Source organism: Lysobacter solisilvae, assembly GCF_016613535.2.
Classification (GTDB): domain Bacteria; phylum Pseudomonadota; class Gammaproteobacteria; order Xanthomonadales; family Xanthomonadaceae; genus Agrilutibacter; species Agrilutibacter solisilvae.
Window position 1 is genome coordinate 1562213 of record NZ_CP071518.1, and the last position, 15755, is coordinate 1577967.

Sequence of the window (15755 nt, forward strand, 5' to 3'; positions counted from 1 at the left end):
CGTGCTCCTTCCCCCGCTCCGCGGGGGAAGGCTGGGATGGGGAGGCGTGCTCCTTCCCCCGCTCCGCGGAGGGAGGCTGGGATGGGGAGGCGTGCTCCTTCCCCCGCTTCGCGGGGGAAGGCTGGGATGGGGAGGCGTGCTCCTTCCCCCGCTTCGCGGGGGAAGGCTGGGATGGGGGCGCGCCGCGCAGCGGCGCGTCAGGTCGCCGAACCGGAAAGGACAAGCGTTACCGAGTTAGCCGGAGCGCTCGTTCACGGCCACTCGTTCGGCACCGCCCCGCGTTCCGGGTGATGCATCTTCACCACGCAGAAGCGGTGTCCCGTGGGAGCTTCCATCACCCACCAGCGCTTGATGAACTGGATCTTCTTCGCACCCAGTGCTTCCAGCCGCGCGGCCTCGGCGTCGACGTCGTCGGACTCGATGTCCAGGTGCACGCGCGAGGGATGCTCGACCTTCTGCACTTCGATGTGCAGCTCGCCCGGCGTACCGCCGAACATCTGGTAGGTGCCGGGTACGTCGCCGGCATCGGCGTCCTCGATCTGCAGGCCCAGGGCCTCGCTCCAGAACGCGGCGGCCGGGTCGAGTTCACCGGTCTGGCAATCGATGATGAAACCAGCAAGACGGCTGCGATGGGCCATGTGGACTTCTCCTGGGCTGGTGGGCGTTGAACCGGTCGCGACTGCCTGCAGCTGCGCCGCATGGCGCGGGTTTCGACCCGCCGCCTAGCATGCGCGGCGTGGCGCCCCGGGACCCTGCATTCTCATCCCGCCGACGTGCTTCCGAAAAGCGGCGGGTCGAGACCCGCCCTATGAAGGTTGACAGTGCGGCAGGGCATCACGTCGAGCGCATAGGGCGGGTCTTGACCCGCCGCCTTGCATGCGGGCGTCACGCCCCCGGGCCCTGCAATCTCATCCCGCCGATGTCTTTCCGAAAAGCGGCGGGTCGAGACCCGCCCCATGAAGGTGGACAGGCGTCAGTTCGGTGCGGCCATGTCGTCCAGCAGCGCCTTCAGGAAGCGCGCCGCCTCGCCGCCCGTGCAGGCGCGGTGATCGAAGGTGATCGAGATCGGCAGGCGGCGGTGCACCTCGATGCCGCCGATCACGGCCACCACGTCGTGGCTGAGCTTGCCGGCGCCGATGATCGCCACGCACGGCGGGACCACGACCGGGGTGGCGTAGCGGCCGGCGAACATGCCGAAATTGGACAGCGAGATGGTGTAGCCGGCCAGCTCGCTCGACGGAATGCTGCGGTCCTCGACCTGCGCGCGCAGGCGCTGGATGCCGGTGCGGATGCCCGCGCCGTCGAGCATGTCGGCATTGCGCAGCGCCGGGACGAACAGGCCATCGTCGGTGTCCACCGCGATGCCGATGTCCACGTGCGGGTGCTGTGTGCGGGTGAGGTTGTCGCCGTCGAACCAAGCATTGAGCGCGGGCACGGTCTTGCAGGCAGAGACAATCGCGCGCACCAGGCGGGCGGTGATGTCCTGCTTGCCGATCCAGGCGTGCAGGTCGGCATCGTCGACCAGCGTGGTCGGCACGACCTTGCTGTGCGCGTCGGCCATCACGCGCGCCATGTTGCGGCGCACGCCCTTGAGCTGTTCGGGCTGGCCGCTGGCGGCAACGCCCGGCGGCTGGGTGCGCATCGGCTTGCCGGACTGCGACAGCGTGCTGCGGGCCGCGGGCGCCGGGGCCGCCGCAGGCGCGGGCGCCGCCGCACGCGCGGGGGCGGGCGCGGCGCCGGCCTTCGCGCTGCCGTCGGCGGCGGCGCGCTTGACGTCGTCCATGGTCACCACGCCGTCGGCGCCGGTGGCGCGCACGCGGGTGATGTCCACGCCCAGCTTGCGCGCCTGCGCACGCACGGCGGGCATCGCCTTGACGCCACCGACGGCGACCGCGCTCTCGCTGCGCACCGCGTCGGAGCTCTGCATCGCACCGACCACGGTGCCGCTGTCTTCGCGGATGGACTCCGTCTTCGTCTCGGGCTCCGGCGCAGCCGTGGGCGCTGCCGCTTCGGCGTGGCCGCCGCCGTGGTGGTGGCCGGTGTCCTGGCCTTCGGCGCGCTGCGGCAGCGCGGCGTCCACTTCGAACTCGGCGAGCATCCTGCCGGTGATGACGATGTCCCCCGGGCCGCCGGCGAGCTTGAGCACCTTGCCGGAGACCGGCGAGGGCACTTCGACCACGGCCTTGGCGGTTTCCATCGAGACCAGCGGCGCGTCGAGCATGATGGTGTCGCCGGGCTTGACCATCCACTCGACGATGGTCGCGTCGGGCAGGCCTTCGCCGAGGTCGGGGAGGAAGAACGTCTTGGTCATCGTCAGGTCCGCTTGTGGGGCGGTTTGAACCCGCCGCGAGGTGTCGAAAGGATGGAAAACGCCGGAGTGAGTCGCGAGGCGGCGGGTCGAGACCCGCCCTATACCGACATGGCCCGGTGCACCGCGGCCACGATCCGGTCCACGCTGGGCAGGTACTTCATTTCCAGGCGGAACAGAGGGATGTGCGTGTCGTAGCCGGTGACGCGCTCGACCGGCGCGACCAGGTCGTACATCGACTCCTCGGCCAGACGCGCGGCGATCTCGGCGCCGAAGCCGGCGGTCTTGGGGGCCTCGTGCACGATCACGCAACGACCGGTGCGCGAGACCGATTCGGCGATCGTCGCGAAGTCCAGCGGCCGCAGCGTGGCCACGTCGATGACCTCGCAGCTGATGCCCTCGCCGGCGAGCTTCTCGGCCGCTTCCAGCGATTCCTTCACCTGTGCGCCCCAGGTCACCAGGGTCACGTCGGTGCCGTCGCGCAGCACGTAGCACACGTCCAGCGGCAGCGCCTCGCCGTCGTCGGGCACGACTTCCTTGTACTGGCGGTAGATGCGCTTGGGCTCCATGAAGATCACCGGATCCGGTTCCCGGATCGCGGCCAGCAGCAGGCCGTAGGCGCGTGCGGGCGAGGAGGGCATGACCACGCGCAGGCCGGGCACGTTGGTGAAGATCGACTCGTTGGCCTCGGAGTGGTGCTCCGGCGCACGGATGCCGCCGCCCCACGGCACGCGCAGCACCATCGGGCAGTGCAGGCGGCCACGCGTGCGGTAGCGCATGCGCGCGGCGTGGCAGACGATGAAGTCCACCATCGGGTACATGAAGCCGTCGAACTGCGCTTCGGCGATCGGCTTCATGCCCTGCGAGGCCATGCCGACGGTGAGGCCGGCGATGGTGGTCTCGTCCAGCGGCGTGTCGAGCACGCGCTGCGGGCCGAAGGTCTGCTGCAGGCCCGCGGTGGCGCGGAACACGCCGCCGTTGACGCCGACGTCCTCGCCGAGCACGACGACCGTGTCGTCATGGCGCATCTCCCAGGCCATGGCCTGGGTGATCGCCTCGATGAGGGTGATCGCGGTGGGTGCAGCGGTGGGCGTGGCGGCGGCGGTGTCGATCTTGGGCATGGTCTCGGCCTTGTTCACGAGCGACCCTCCAGCGCGAGCGCGGCGGCGCGGTGCGCCTGCACGTCCGGCGGCATGTCGGCATAGAGGTAGTCGAACATCGCCTCCACCGGCTGCACGGGCGTGTTGAGGTAGGCGTTGATTTCCTCGTCCACGCGCTTGCCGCAGTCCTCGGCCCAGGACTTCTCCTCGGCTTCGCTCCAGGCGCCCTTCGCGGTGAGATAGGCGCGCAGGCGCGGGATCGGGTCGCGGCCCCAGGCCGACTTCACCTCTTCCTCGCCGCGGTAGCGACGTGCGTCGTCGGCGGTGGTGTGGTCGTGCAGGCGGTAGGTGAGGAATTCGATCACCGTGCCGCCCTCGCCGTTGCGCGCGCGCTGGGTGGCGCGGCGCATGCCTTCGAGCACGGCGATCAGGTCGTTGCCGTCGACCTGCAGGCAGTGCAGGCCGCCGGCCAGGCCCTTCTGCGCCAGCGTGGTGGCGCCGGTCTGCGCCGAGCGCGGCACCGAGATCGCCCAGCCGTTGTTGATCACGCACAGCACCAGCGGCGAGGTGTACGCGCCGGCGGAATTGAGCGCGGCGTAGAAATCGGTCTTCGAGGAGCCGCCATCGCCACAGCAGGCGACCGCGATGCGGTCCTCCTTGCGCAGCTTGAACGCCAGCGCGGCGCCGGCGGCCATCAGGCACTGGGTCGAGATCGGCACGCACCACGGGTAGTCGTGCTTCGGGCCGGCGAAGTCGTTGCCGCGTTCGTCGCCGCCCCAGTACAGCAGCACTTCGCGCGGCTGCACGCCGCGCATGAACTGCGCGCCGTACTCGCGGTAGCTCGGCGCGAAGACGTCTTCGGGGCGCATCGAGGCGCCGATCCCCACGTGGGTGGCCTCATGGCCCAGGCAGCTGGCATAGGTGCCCAGCTTGCCGGTGCGCTGCAGCGCGATGGCCTTGGTGTCGAACACACGCACGAAGAGCATCTGCTTGAACAGCGGCAGCAGGGCCTTCGGGTCGGCCAGGTCGGCCGGCGGCTCGGCCACGAGCGCGCCATCGGCGCCCAGGTATTGCAGGTGTTCGATTTCGTAGCGTGCGGCGATCGTCATCGCGGATCCTTCATCCCATCGTTCTCAGCCGCCCGATGATACCCGCCGCCGGTTAGCGCGGCGTTGCGCAATGCGGCAAGCGGGCGGCGTACGGTCGCGCCATGCAGCGCAGTGCTCCGGAAAAAACAAAGCGCGGCCGAAGCCGCGCTTTGCAGGGTGCATGTACGGGGGCGCCACGATCGGCGCCCGCGTCCGGCTCCGGGCCGGTCAGGACATCCCGGTCACGGCATGCCGGACAGGGGCATGCCGATCAAGGGCATGCCGATCAAGGGCAGCCGATCAAGGGCATGCCGATCAAGGGCATGCCGATCAAGGCACGCCCACGATGCGGTTGCGGTACTGCGCCTGGTTGTCGGCGGTATCGGCGTCCGGCGTGGTGCTGGCCACCGAGGCGTCCAGGGTGAGGAACTGCGTGCTGTCGCTGCGCGCGGGAATCCGCAGGGCCACGCCCAGGCCGCGCAGGCTGCCGGCGGCGACCACGCCGCTGGCGCGGCAGGTCAGGGCGAAGTCATGGTCGTCGCCATCCACGCCACAGGTCCAGCCCGGCGGGGCGACGAAGGCCACGTTGGCCGCCGGCGCATCGCCGCGCAGCGTGACCACCGGCTGCCAGGCGGCGTCCGGGCCGCGGTTGCCCAGCAGGACCACGAACGGCTCCAGTCGCCCGTAGTGCAGCTTCTTGGCGGGACCCGACAGCGACAGCCACAGGTTGGCCTGCGCGTCGACGGCTACCGAGACGGCGGCCTGGTTGTCGCCGTTGTGGCGGTCGGTGAGGACCGAGTTCACCGCCACGCCCAGGCGCAGCGCGCCACCGCCGATCGCGTCGGGGACGAGGACGGCCACGTCCAACCGTGCGCCCGCGCCGGTCGCCAGCGTGGCGATGGTGCAGGTGACCGTCGTGGTAGCGGGATCCTGGACGGGTGCCGCGCAGGTCCAGCCGGCCGGGGCGGTGACAGCCGGGGCGACCCGTGCGTCGAACACGAGGGCCACCGCGGTGCTGGCGGCGGCGCTGGGACCGGCATTGGCCACGTCCAGCGTGTAGCGGGCCGTCTGGCCGACGTGCACCGCCGGCGTGCTGGTGGCCAGTGCCACCGACAGGTCGGCGCTGCGGAAGGCCGGCACGGCGATGGCCACGCGCACCGGATCGTGGTCGGACACGCGCACCGGCACCGACATGTCGGCGTAGTTGTCGACGCCGAAGTCGGCGTTGATGCGGGCGTGGTCGACGTCGACGGCCAGTGCATCGGCCAGCAGCGACTGGTTCACCAGGGCGTGGTCGAGCGTCTGCGCGTTGCCCTCGAACACGTAGGAGTAGCGCTGCGCCGGGTCGGCGATCAGCTGCGAGCCGTCGACCAGCGGCGTGGTCAGCGGGCTGTCCACGTAGTCCAGCACCTGGTCGGCCGCGGCTTCCTCGCCACGCACGATGCCGAGCACGTCGACGTAGCCGTCGTTGAACTCGAAAGTGTTGAAGTCGCCCAGCAGCACGATCTTCTCGGCCGGGTTGGCCTGCTGGAGCTGTTCGACCAGGCCGGCCAGGTAGGCCGCCTGTGCGCCGCGCTTGGCCCGCACGCGGGCGCCCTCGCTGGCCCAGCCGCCCGAACCGGCACCCAGGCCGTCGACGCCGTTGAGCGAGCGCAGGTGGTTGATGACGACGGTGATCGGGTAGCTGGCGCCGTTGTCCTGGTGCACGCGCGCGCGCAGCAGCAGCGGCGGGCGGTCGTTGAGCAGGTCGGTCGAGCCGTTCGGGTTCAGCAGCGTGGCGTCCTTGCCGAACTGGGTGACCCCGAGCACTTCGACGCGGGCCACGCCCGCGCCGTTGTCGCGCGAGGCGACCAGGAAGCCGACGTTGATCCCGCCCACGTCGTTGCCGGGCACCAGGTAGGGCACGTAGGCCGGGGCGCGCGTGCAGGTGGCCTGCAGGCGGTCGGACAGCATCTGCAGGACGCGTGCGTTCTCCACTTCCACCACGCCCAGGATGTCGGGGGCCTTGAGGTAGTCGCAGATCGCCGCGGAGGTCTTGGTCAGGCGCTTGTCGAGGGCTTCGGGCTTGAGGGTCGGCGCGCCGTTGCCGTCGGCCACTTCGTCGAAGAAGCGCAGCAGGTTGAAGCCACCCACCGTCACCGCTTCATAGGGCGCGTCGGCCACGGCGGTCGGCGCCATGCCGCCGCTCACCTGCGGCGGGGTCGCCGTGTCGGGCAGCATCGCCCACGTGCCGCTGAAGTAGTCCAGCACGCCGAGCAGGCCGCTCACCTGGGCCCGGTTGTCGACCGACAGGGGCAGCGCGTCGATCTGGCCGCGGCTGCGCACCATCAGGCGTTCGGGGTTGGTGTCGAAGCGTGGCGGGTTCTTGCCGGCTGGAATCGGCGTCACGTCGAGCGCGGGGATGCCCGGCTCGCGGAACGGCGTGGCGACATCGGGCAGGGTGACGTAGAAGACGCCGTCGCTGGAGGCGGTGGCGTCGTCCTCGTCGATGCGGCCTTCCGAGGCGCCCACCACGACGGCGGAGGCGACGCTCACGCGCATGGCTTCGAAGCGCTCCAGCGTCGCCGGCTGCGCGCCGGGACCGAGGTCACCGGCGGTCAGTTCGACCGGCGCCGGCAGGGTTTCGCCGGTGGCCAGCACTTCGATCGTCGGCGCGCTGAGCTCGGTGATGGTGAGCTGGTGCGGGCCGGTGGCCGGAATGAATTCCTCCACCTTGGCCGTGACCCGCACGCGGTTGCCCACCGCGGCGGTGGCCGGCGGCGCACTGCCGGTGAACACGAACACCGCTTCGGACGTGGCCGCGTTGCCGTCGCCGGTGACGCTCTGCAGGAAGAAGCCGTTGTTGAACTTGCGCGCGGTGACGATGCCTTCGGTCACCACCAGCTTGTCGACATGGGCCGAGCGCAGGCCGTCGCCCTGGATCTGGGCGATGGTCAGCGCGAGGGCCTGCACCGGCGGCTCGACCACCGTGCCGCTGTTGCGCGGGTTGGGCGCCAGCACGGCGAAGTCGGCCTGGTTGTTCTGGGTGTCCACCGCGCCGTTGCCATTGCGCACGGCCGCGGTGGTGTTGGACAGGGTGGCGGTGGGCGCGGTCTCGGCGCAGGTGGCCGCCGTGCCGAAGCCCACGAAATCGACCACCGCGCCGCCGAGCGGGCAGGCGCCGCTGAGGGTGGTGGCATTGCTGACCAGCGCGATCTTGCCGGCCGTGCCGGACATGGCGATGGTGCCGGTGGCGTCGGGCGTGGGCAGGGTGACCGTACCGCCAGTGCCGTCGGCCTGCTTGATGAGGTAGTAGCCGCCGGCCGCGATCGTCCCGGCGAGGTTGGTGCGCGTCCAGCTGGTGCCGGCGGCCGAGGCGTACTGGACGCTCCAGCCGGCCAGGTTGACGGCGGTCGCGCCGTTGTTGCGCAGTTCGATGAAGTCGCTCTTGAGCGTGGCGCCGCTGTTGCCGCCGCCGCCATAGACCTGGCTGACGACCACCTGCGCGTGTGCACCGGTGATGGGCGCAATACCGGCCACTGCCGCCCAGACCAGGCGGCCAACATACTTGTTCATGCAGTTCCCCGAATTTGAAAAAGCCCGCACGATCCGGCCCAGGGACCCGGCCAGGACGGCCGTTGTGCGGGCGCAATTGTGCACGGCATTTTCCTCATATGCATTTCAGGAATATGACGGCGCGAGGTTCCAACCTGTCGGCCGCAGTCGCGTGGCGCGGGTAAGCGCACGGCACGTGGGGTCCGTCGTCGGATCGCCGGGCAGGGCGTCCCGGTGCGCTGTGCTCACCGGCGCTGCTGAACCGGCGGGGTCCACCCGCGATCCGCAATGACCTGGATCAAACGAGACCTGCCAGCCCATGCGTTACCCTTTAACGCTTGGCCAAGAGCCCGAGCCCATGACCGTCGACAAGAACACGCGCGCCCTCGAAACGGGCATCCTCACCGACCTGTCGGGCCGCCTGAGCTACGGCGGCTACCTGCACCTGGAGCGCCTGCTCAGCGCGCAGCAGCCGCTGTCGAGCCCGCCGCACCACGACGAGATGCTCTTCATCGTCCAGCACCAGGTGGCCGAGCTGTGGATGAAGCTGATGATCCACGAGCTGCGGGCGGCGACCGTGTTCCTGCGCAACGACCACGTCTGGCAATGCCGCAAGGTGCTGGCCCGCTGCAAGCAGGTGCTGCGCCAGCTGACCGAGATGTGGTCGGTGCTGGAGACGCTGACGCCGTCGGAATACATGGAGTTCCGCGAGATCCTGGGCCCGTCCTCGGGCTTCCAGTCGCTGCAGTACCGCACCATCGAATTCCTGCTGGGCAACAAGAACGAGGCGATGCTCAAGGTGTTCGCCCACGACGAGGCCGGACACGCCTCGCTCAAGGAAGTGCTGGACGCGCCGAGCCTGTACGACGAGTTCCTGGTCTACCTGGCCCGCTGGGGCCACGCCGTGCCCGAAGCGCACCGCGCGCGCGACTGGTCGCGCCCGCACGTGTCCGACCCCGCGCTGGTGCCGGTGTTCGAACGCATCTACGAGGACACCGCCACGTACTGGCGCGAATACGCGTTCTGCGAGGACCTGGTGGACCTCGAAACCCAGTTCCAGCTGTGGCGCTTCCGCCACATGCGCACCGTGCTGCGGATCATCGGCTTCAAGCGTGGCACCGGCGGATCGTCGGGCGTGGGCTTCCTCAAGCAGGCGCTTGAACTGACTTTCTTCCCCGAACTGTTCGAGGTCCGCACCTCCATCGGGCTCAATACCGGTCACGGCAGCGCCAATTACGGCGCGCCGGTGCCGGACGCGCCCGCGGTGTGATGGACCCGGTGGCGCACGACTGTGTCGGTGCGCTGCTGGTTCGGGACGGACGCGTGCTGCTGGGCCGTCGTGCCCCCAACCGGGCCTGGCTGCCCGATGCCTGGGATCTGTTCGGCGGGCATATCGAGCCGGGCGAGTCCCCCGAAGCCGCACTGCATCGTGAGCTGGCCGAGGAGTTGGGCGTGCGCGCGCTGGAGTGGGACTGGGTCGGGACGCTGGAAGGCGGGGACTGGCGCCTGCGCGTCGCCCGCGTGCGCGCCTGGTCGGGCGAGCCGCACAACCGCCAGCCCGCTGAACATGCCCACATCGAATGGTGCGGACTGCCGACGGCGCAGGCGCGGCTGGCCGCGGCGCATGCCGGCTTCCCGCCGATGCTGGCGCGGGTGCTGGCGGACGGCACGTAGCGCCCGCCATCTTCCGCAGTGCGCAGTGGCTTCGGGCTTACGGCAGCCGGATCCCCAGATCACGCGCCCCCCGGCAGCGGCCCACGGCGGCGTGCGTGGGCGTGCCCCGGCTTGTCCGGATTTGGCGGCCGGTCGCGGGGCCGGACCGGGCGCGCGGGTGGCGATTGCACGGCGGCCGGCGCTTGCGGGGCTCGCGGTCGGCGGCCGCCCCGGGCGTCCCGGATACGCCCGGGAATTGCTGCGCCGCAGCACCGCTTTCGGGTTTGACGTGCCCTGCCGCGTTCGGTGATCCTCGCCCGTCCCTCGCATCCGTGGGGGTATTTGTTTCCTGAATCAACGACGGGGGAAGCCGCATGAGCGGTGCCACAGAAGCAATGTCGCCGGGTGCACCAATCCCGGAATTCACGCAGGTAATGGGCCATCCGCGTCCCCTGTGGATGCTGTTCATGACCGAGTTCTGGGAGCGGTTCGCCTTCTACGGCATCCGCTGGGCGCTGGTGCTGTACATCGTGGCGCAGTTCCATGCTGGCAGTTCGACCGGCGAGGCTTCGGCCAACCAGACCTACGGCGCCTACCTGGCGCTGGTGTATGCCGGTGCGATCTTCGGCGGCTATGTGGCGGACCGGGTGCTCGGCTACCAGCGCTCGATCCTGCTCGGCGCGGTGATCATGGCGGCGGGTCTTTTCATGATCGCCATGCCCAATCCCGAGATCTTCAAGTTCGGGCTGGCCACGATCATCGCCGGCAACGGCCTGTTCAAGCCGAACATCTCGACGATGGTGGGCAAGCTTTATTCGCCGACCGATGAGCGCCGCGACTCGGGCTTCACCATCTTCTACATGGGCATCAACCTGGGCGCGATGATCGCGCCGCTCCTGACCGGCTGGCTCGCCGAACGCATGTTTGGCGGCACTCCTGACATGCCGGCCTACAAGGTCGTGTTCATGACGGCCGGCCTGGGCATGCTGATCAGCCTGGTCTGGTTCTGGTTCGGCCGCCGCCAGCTCGGCGGCATCGGTCGCCCGAACGAGGGCGGCGAGCACAAGGGCCGCGTGGTGTTCACCCTGATCGGCGCCCTGGTCGCGATCCCGCTGATCTACTTCCTGCTCTCCATCAAGGCGACCACGCTGCAGTGGTTCGTGCTGTTCCCGATGTTCGCCCTGCTGTGCATCATGATCCTGGTCGAAGGCATCAAGGAGGGCCCGGTGCAGCGTGACCGCGCCATCGCGATGCTGATCATCTTCACCTTCAACATCCTGTTCTGGATGTTCTTCGAGCAGGCGGGCAGCTCGTTCACCTTCCTCGCCGAGAAGATCGTCGACAAGAACGTCATGGGCTTCGCCTGGCCGGTGGCCTGGTTCCAGTCGGTGAACTCGCTGGCGATCATCGCCTTCGCGCCGGTCATGGCGTGGCTGTGGGTGAGGCTCGGCAAGGCGAACCCGTCGATCCCGCGCAAGTTCGGCCTCGGCCTGATCTTCAACGGCCTGGCCTTCCTGCTGCTGATGTTCGCGCTGACCTCGCTGCTCAACGCCGCCAACATGATCCCGTTCTGGACGCTGTTCATGGTCTACGTGATCCAGTCGATCGGCGAGCTGTGCCTGTCGCCGATCGGCCTGTCGATGGTGACCAAGCTGGCGCCGCTGCGCCTGGTGGGCTTCGGCATGGGTGGCTGGTTCCTGTCCACCGGCATCGGCAACAACCTGTCCGGCATCTTCGCCGGCCATGTCAGCGGCGAGACCGGCATGACCGCGGCGTCGGCGCTGTCGGGTTACACCTTCGGCTTCTGGGCCCTGGTGATCCCGGGCGCGCTGCTGTTCCTGATCGCCCCGCTGATCCAGAGGCTGATGCACGGCGTGAAGTAACGCCTCGATCCGCGCCTGCGGGCACGGACCGGAATACGAAAACGGCGGCCTCCGGGCCGCCGTTTTTTTGTCCAGGAAGAATAGGGTGGGCCTTGGCCCACCACGTGCGTTGGAGATGCGTGGGGTGGCGGATCAAGACCCGCCCAATGGATCGAGAGGCCGGGCAACGCTCGCCCACGGCCGGAGTGCGACGGCGCCGGGTCAAGCCCCGCCGGTAAACCTCACTCCTCAGGCAGCGCGCCGTCCGGGTCGGACTCCATGCCTTTCATGCCCTGGGCCAGCTTTTCCAGCAGCCGGTCCAGCTGCGCGCATTCGTCCGCATCCAGCGGCGACAGCAGGCGGCGTTCGTAGTCCAGCGCCACCGGCACGACCTCGTCGTAGATGCGATAGCCGTCGCCGCTGAGTTCCAGCACGGAACGGCGGCGATCATCGTCGTGGGTGTCGCGCTGGAGCAGCCCGCGTTCGAGCAGGCGCGCGACGGTGCGGCTGACGGCGACCTTGTCCATCGCGGTGCGCGCGGCGACCGCATTGGCGGACAGGCCGGGGTAGCGGCCCAGGACCGCGATCACCCGCCATTCGGTGACCCCCAGTCCGAAACGGCGCGCATACGCCCCGGCAATGGTCTGGCTGACACGATTGGACAGCACGCTCAGCCGATAGGGCAGGAACCGGTCGAGTTCCCAATGGGCATGGCCCTGGGCCGGCTGGCCCGACGGGGCGGCCTTGGCCGGAGCGGCCGTAGCCGCGGACGCGGAGCTAGCCGCATCCTGACCGGCGGTCGGGTTCTGGCTTGTTGTTGGTTTCATCTGAAACTATAGTCGGCGTTCGGGCACGCTCCGCGGCCCTTCGCGTCCCACGTTAACAGGAGTCTTCGCCATGAGCGCCCAGACCGCCGCGACCGGCCCGAACCTCGGCATGCAGGTCACCACGTTCGAAAATCCGCTTGGCATCAACGGCTTCGAATTCGTCGAATTCGCCGCGCCCGCCGGCCAGGCCCCCCTGCTGCACAACTACTTCCGCAAGCTGGGCTTCACCGCGGTGCTGCGTCACAAATCGCGCCCGATCACGGTGTACCGCCAGGGCGGCGTCAACTTCCTTGGTCAACGAGGATCCGGACAGCTTTGCCGCGGACTTCGCCGCCCAGCACGGCCCCAGCGCCTGCGGTTTTGCGATCCGCTTCCAGCAGCCCTCCAAGGTCGTGTTCGACACCGTCATCGGCAACGGGGGCGAGGCGGTGACCGACAAGGCCGAGACGAAGGCCGTCGACGCGCCGGTGGTCAAGGGCATCGGCGACTGCATGCTCTATCTGGTCGACAAGTACGGCGACAAGGGCTCGATCTACGCCGACGACTACCTGCCCATCCCCGGCGCGGACCAGGACCCGAAGGGCTTCGGCCTGACCTTCATCGACCACCTCACGCACAACCTGTTCTTCGGGAACATGGCCAAGTGGTCGGACTACTACGAGCGCCTGTTCAACTTCCGCGAAATCCGCTACTTCGACATCAAGGGCGCCAAGACCGGCCTGGTGTCCAAGGCGATGACCGCGCCGGACGGCGTGGTGCGCATCCCGCTCAATGAATCCTCCGACCCCAAGTCGCAGATCAACGAGTACCTGGACGCGTACAAGGGCGAAGGCATCCAGCACATCGCCTGCTTCACCGACAACATCTACGACACCGTGGAAGCGATGCGCGCGCAGGGCGTCGAGTTCCTCGACACGCCCGACACCTATTTCGACGTGATCGACCAGCGCGTGCCCAACCACGGCGAGGATGTCGCGCGCCTGCACAGGAACAAGATCCTGATCGACGCCGACGCCGAGACCAAGCAGCGCAAGCTGCTGCAGATCTTCACCCAGAACGCGATCGGCCCGATCTTTTTCGAGATCATCCAGCGCAAGGGCAACGAGGGTTTCGGCGAGGGCAATTTCCAGGCCCTGTTCGAGAGCATCGAACGCGACCAGATGAAGCGGGGCGTGCTGTAAGGCGGTAGAAACGGTCGGCATCAGGCCTCGGGCAGGTCAACCCGCAACGGATACTTGGCAATGGCGGGTCAAGACCCGCCCTACGGACCCATATGAAATCGAACGGCTACCAATCTGGTTTCGGCAACGAATTCGCCACGGAGGCGGTCGCCGGCGCGTTGCCGGTCGGGCGCAACTCGCCGCAGCGCGTCGCGCACGGGCTGTACGCCGAGCAGCTGTCGGGCACCGCGTTCACCGCACCGCGCGCCGAGAACCGGCGCAGCTGGCTGTACCGCATTCGACCGGCGGCGATGCACGGGGCGTTCGAGCCCTTCGCGCAACCGGCCTTCCACAACGACTTCGACGGCGGGCCGGTCTCGCCGGACCAGCTGCGCTGGAGTCCGCTGCCGCTGCCGGCGCAGCCCACCGACTTCGTCGACGGGCTCTACACCATGGCCGGCAACGGCTCGGCCGCGGGCCAGCATGGCGTGGGCATCCACCTGTATGCGGCCAATGCCCCGATGCAGGGGCGCTTCTTCTATGACGCCGATGGCGAGCTGCTGATCGTCCCGCAGCAGGGCCGACTGCATATCGCGACCGAACTGGGCGTGCTGGACGTGGAGCCGCAGGAGATCGCGGTGATCCCGCGCGGCGTGCGCTTCCGGGTCGAACTGCCCGACGGCGCCGCGCGCGGCTATGTCTGCGAGAACTTCGGCGCGCTGCTGCGCCTGCCCGACCTGGGTCCCATCGGCAGCAACGGCCTGGCCAATCCGCGCGACTTCCTCACCCCGCACGCCGCCTTCGAGGACAGCGAAGGGGAGTTCGAGCTGATCGCCAAGTTCCAGGGCCACCTGTGGCGCGCGCCGATCGGCCACTCGCCGCTGGACGTCGTCGCCTGGCACGGCAACTACGCGCCCTACAAGTACGACCTGCGCCGCTTCAACACGATCGGCTCGATCAGTTACGACCACCCCGATCCTTCGATCTTCCTGGTGCTGCATTCGGCCAGCGACACGCCCGGCACCAGCAACATGGATTTCGTGATCTTCCCGCCGCGCTGGCTGGTGGCGCAGGACACGTTCCGTCCGCCGTGGTTCCACCGCAACATCGCCAGCGAGTTCATGGGCCTGGTGCACGGTGCGTACGACGCCAAGGCCGAAGGCTTCGCGCCGGGTGGCTGCTCGCTGCACAACTCGATGACCGGGCACGGCCCGGACGCGGCCACGTTCGACAAGGCCAGTGCCGCGGACCTGTCCAGGCCGGACGTGATCGGCGACACGATGGCCTTCATGTTCGAGACGCGCGCGGTGATCCGTCCGACCCGGCAAGCCATCGACGCCGCCCATCGGCAGCGCGACTACCAGGCTTGCTGGGCCGGCCTGCGCAAGCAGTTCCGCGCCGCGGACGCGTAGGCTCGCGACAGGGTTTCGCGCGGCCTGCACGCCGCGTGGATAGGCTGCGGACTCCGATCCTGGAGTCCGCGATGCTGCCTTCCGCCATTCCACGCCTCGCCCCGCTCGCCGCGTTCGTCCTGGTGATGGCCGCCTGCAATGGCGCCGGCACCCCGCCCGCGACCGACGCCACGACACCGGTCGCCGAAACCACCCCGTCCGCCGAGCCTGCGCCCGCGCCGTCCACCGGGACGCCGCCGCCGGCCGAACCGGTACCGCCGCCGGCCTCCGAACCTCCCGCCTCCGATCAGCTGGCCCGCTTCGACGGCTACGGCGACATGCGTTTCGGCATGAGCGCGCAGGACGCCCGCAAGGCCTGGGACGGGGAACTGGGTGGACCCACCAGCGGCTCGCACTGCTACTACGTCAATCCGGTTTCCAATCCGGAACAGGCCTACTTCGCCCTGATGATGGACGGCGGAAAATTCGTCCGCTACGACGTCGGCAACGATCGCGAAGTCGCCCCGGGCGGCGGCAAGCGCGGGATGACGCAGGCCCGGATCGCGGAGCTTTACGGCGACCGCGTCGAGGTCACGCCGCACAAGTATTCCGACGGCAAGTACCTGCGCATCAAGGACACCGCCGGCAACGGCGTGCTGGTGTTCGAGACCGACGGAGCGGGCAAGGTGACCGAATGGCACGTCGGCGTGCCGCCGCAGGTCGACTACGTCGAAGGCTGCAGCTGACCTGACGTGTCGCCGGGCATCGCCGGTCCCGGGCCGGCGCCGCCGGACCGGCCCGGCGGCCACCCGCGACGGCAGTCCACGTTGAA

General features: G+C 69.2%; 11 protein-coding genes and 1 pseudogene. 6 read left to right on the top strand and 6 right to left on the bottom strand.

Annotated elements, in window-relative coordinates:
* Nucleotides 1–251 precede the first annotated feature (251 nt).
* The 5 genes from I8J32_RS06985 to I8J32_RS07005 form a co-directional block, all read right to left on the bottom strand.
* Entirely contained in the window at nucleotides 252–638 is a 387-nt protein-coding gene (locus I8J32_RS06985; protein WP_200616296.1) for a VOC family protein, read from the bottom strand.
* A gap of 335 nt (nucleotides 639–973) precedes the next feature.
* Nucleotides 974–2317: a dihydrolipoamide acetyltransferase family protein gene (locus tag I8J32_RS06990; protein ID WP_207526880.1), complete on the bottom strand. Its 1344-nt coding sequence runs from the start codon at nucleotides 2315–2317 to the stop codon at nucleotides 974–976.
* Nucleotides 2318–2409: 92 nt separating this feature from the next.
* On the bottom strand, nucleotides 2410–3429 hold the full coding sequence (locus tag I8J32_RS06995) for an alpha-ketoacid dehydrogenase subunit beta (RefSeq protein WP_200616381.1): 1020 nt from the start codon (nucleotides 3427–3429) through the stop codon (nucleotides 2410–2412).
* Between the two features lie 14 nt (nucleotides 3430–3443).
* Nucleotides 3444–4517: a pyruvate dehydrogenase (acetyl-transferring) E1 component subunit alpha gene (gene pdhA / locus I8J32_RS07000; protein WP_200616295.1), complete on the bottom strand. Its 1074-nt coding sequence runs from the start codon at nucleotides 4515–4517 to the stop codon at nucleotides 3444–3446.
* Between the two features lie 309 nt (nucleotides 4518–4826).
* On the bottom strand, nucleotides 4827–8051 hold the full coding sequence (locus I8J32_RS07005) for a lamin tail domain-containing protein (protein WP_207526839.1): 3225 nt from the start codon (nucleotides 8049–8051) through the stop codon (nucleotides 4827–4829).
* A gap of 337 nt (nucleotides 8052–8388) precedes the next feature.
* Between I8J32_RS07005 and I8J32_RS07010 the strand changes: the two genes are divergently transcribed.
* The 3 genes from I8J32_RS07010 to I8J32_RS07020 all read left to right on the top strand — a co-directional run bounded on the left by I8J32_RS07010 (nucleotide 8389) and on the right by I8J32_RS07020 (nucleotide 11566).
* Entirely contained in the window at nucleotides 8389–9300 is a 912-nt protein-coding gene (locus I8J32_RS07010) for a tryptophan 2,3-dioxygenase (protein WP_200616293.1), read from the top strand.
* An 8-nt stretch (nucleotides 9301–9308) separates the two neighbouring features.
* Nucleotides 9309–9704, top strand: coding sequence for an NUDIX domain-containing protein (locus I8J32_RS07015; RefSeq protein ID WP_200616292.1), 396 nt, complete (start codon nucleotides 9309–9311; stop codon nucleotides 9702–9704).
* A gap of 353 nt (nucleotides 9705–10057) precedes the next feature.
* The gene (locus tag I8J32_RS07020; protein WP_200616291.1) at nucleotides 10058–11566 is read left to right on the top strand and encodes a peptide MFS transporter; all 1509 of its coding nucleotides are present in this window, start codon (nucleotides 10058–10060) and stop codon (nucleotides 11564–11566) included.
* 221 nt (nucleotides 11567–11787) lie between these two features.
* Here the strand turns inward: I8J32_RS07020 and I8J32_RS07025 are convergent, their stop codons facing one another.
* The gene (locus I8J32_RS07025; RefSeq protein ID WP_200616290.1) at nucleotides 11788–12372 is read right to left on the bottom strand and encodes a MarR family winged helix-turn-helix transcriptional regulator; all 585 of its coding nucleotides are present in this window, start codon (nucleotides 12370–12372) and stop codon (nucleotides 11788–11790) included.
* A 70-nt stretch (nucleotides 12373–12442) separates the two neighbouring features.
* On the opposite strand from I8J32_RS07025, the pseudogene hppD reads away from it, so the two are divergent.
* The 3 genes and pseudogenes from hppD (at nucleotide 12443) to I8J32_RS07040 (ending at nucleotide 15669) form a co-directional block, all read left to right on the top strand.
* Nucleotides 12443–13553: pseudogene (gene hppD / locus I8J32_RS07030) on the top strand (4-hydroxyphenylpyruvate dioxygenase).
* 92 nt (nucleotides 13554–13645) lie between these two features.
* Nucleotides 13646–14944, top strand: a complete 1299-nt coding sequence (gene hmgA / locus I8J32_RS07035; protein ID WP_200616288.1) for a homogentisate 1,2-dioxygenase — start codon at nucleotides 13646–13648, stop codon at nucleotides 14942–14944.
* A 71-nt stretch (nucleotides 14945–15015) separates the two neighbouring features.
* Nucleotides 15016–15669, top strand: coding sequence for a lectin (locus tag I8J32_RS07040; RefSeq protein WP_200616287.1), 654 nt, complete (start codon nucleotides 15016–15018; stop codon nucleotides 15667–15669).
* The last annotated feature ends 86 nt before the right edge of the window (nucleotides 15670–15755 follow it).

Excerpts from the sequence above, each read along its gene's own strand:
- pdhA (WP_200616295.1), bottom strand. The coding sequence starts at position 4,517 with ATGACGATCGCCGCACGCTACGAAATCGAACACCTGCAATACCTGGGC.
- hmgA (WP_200616288.1), top strand. The coding sequence starts at position 13,646 with ATGAAATCGAACGGCTACCAATCTGGTTTCGGCAACGAATTCGCCACG.
- I8J32_RS07010 (WP_200616293.1), top strand. The coding sequence starts at position 8,389 with ATGACCGTCGACAAGAACACGCGCGCCCTCGAAACGGGCATCCTCACC.
- I8J32_RS07020 (WP_200616291.1), top strand. The coding sequence starts at position 10,058 with ATGAGCGGTGCCACAGAAGCAATGTCGCCGGGTGCACCAATCCCGGAA.
- I8J32_RS07005 (WP_207526839.1), bottom strand. The coding sequence starts at position 8,051 with ATGAACAAGTATGTTGGCCGCCTGGTCTGGGCGGCAGTGGCCGGTATT.
- I8J32_RS06985 (WP_200616296.1), bottom strand. The coding sequence starts at position 638 with ATGGCCCATCGCAGCCGTCTTGCTGGTTTCATCATCGATTGCCAGACC.
- I8J32_RS07040 (WP_200616287.1), top strand. The coding sequence starts at position 15,016 with ATGCTGCCTTCCGCCATTCCACGCCTCGCCCCGCTCGCCGCGTTCGTC.
- I8J32_RS07025 (WP_200616290.1), bottom strand. The coding sequence starts at position 12,372 with ATGAAACCAACAACAAGCCAGAACCCGACCGCCGGTCAGGATGCGGCT.
- I8J32_RS06995 (WP_200616381.1), bottom strand. The coding sequence starts at position 3,429 with ATGCCCAAGATCGACACCGCCGCCGCCACGCCCACCGCTGCACCCACC.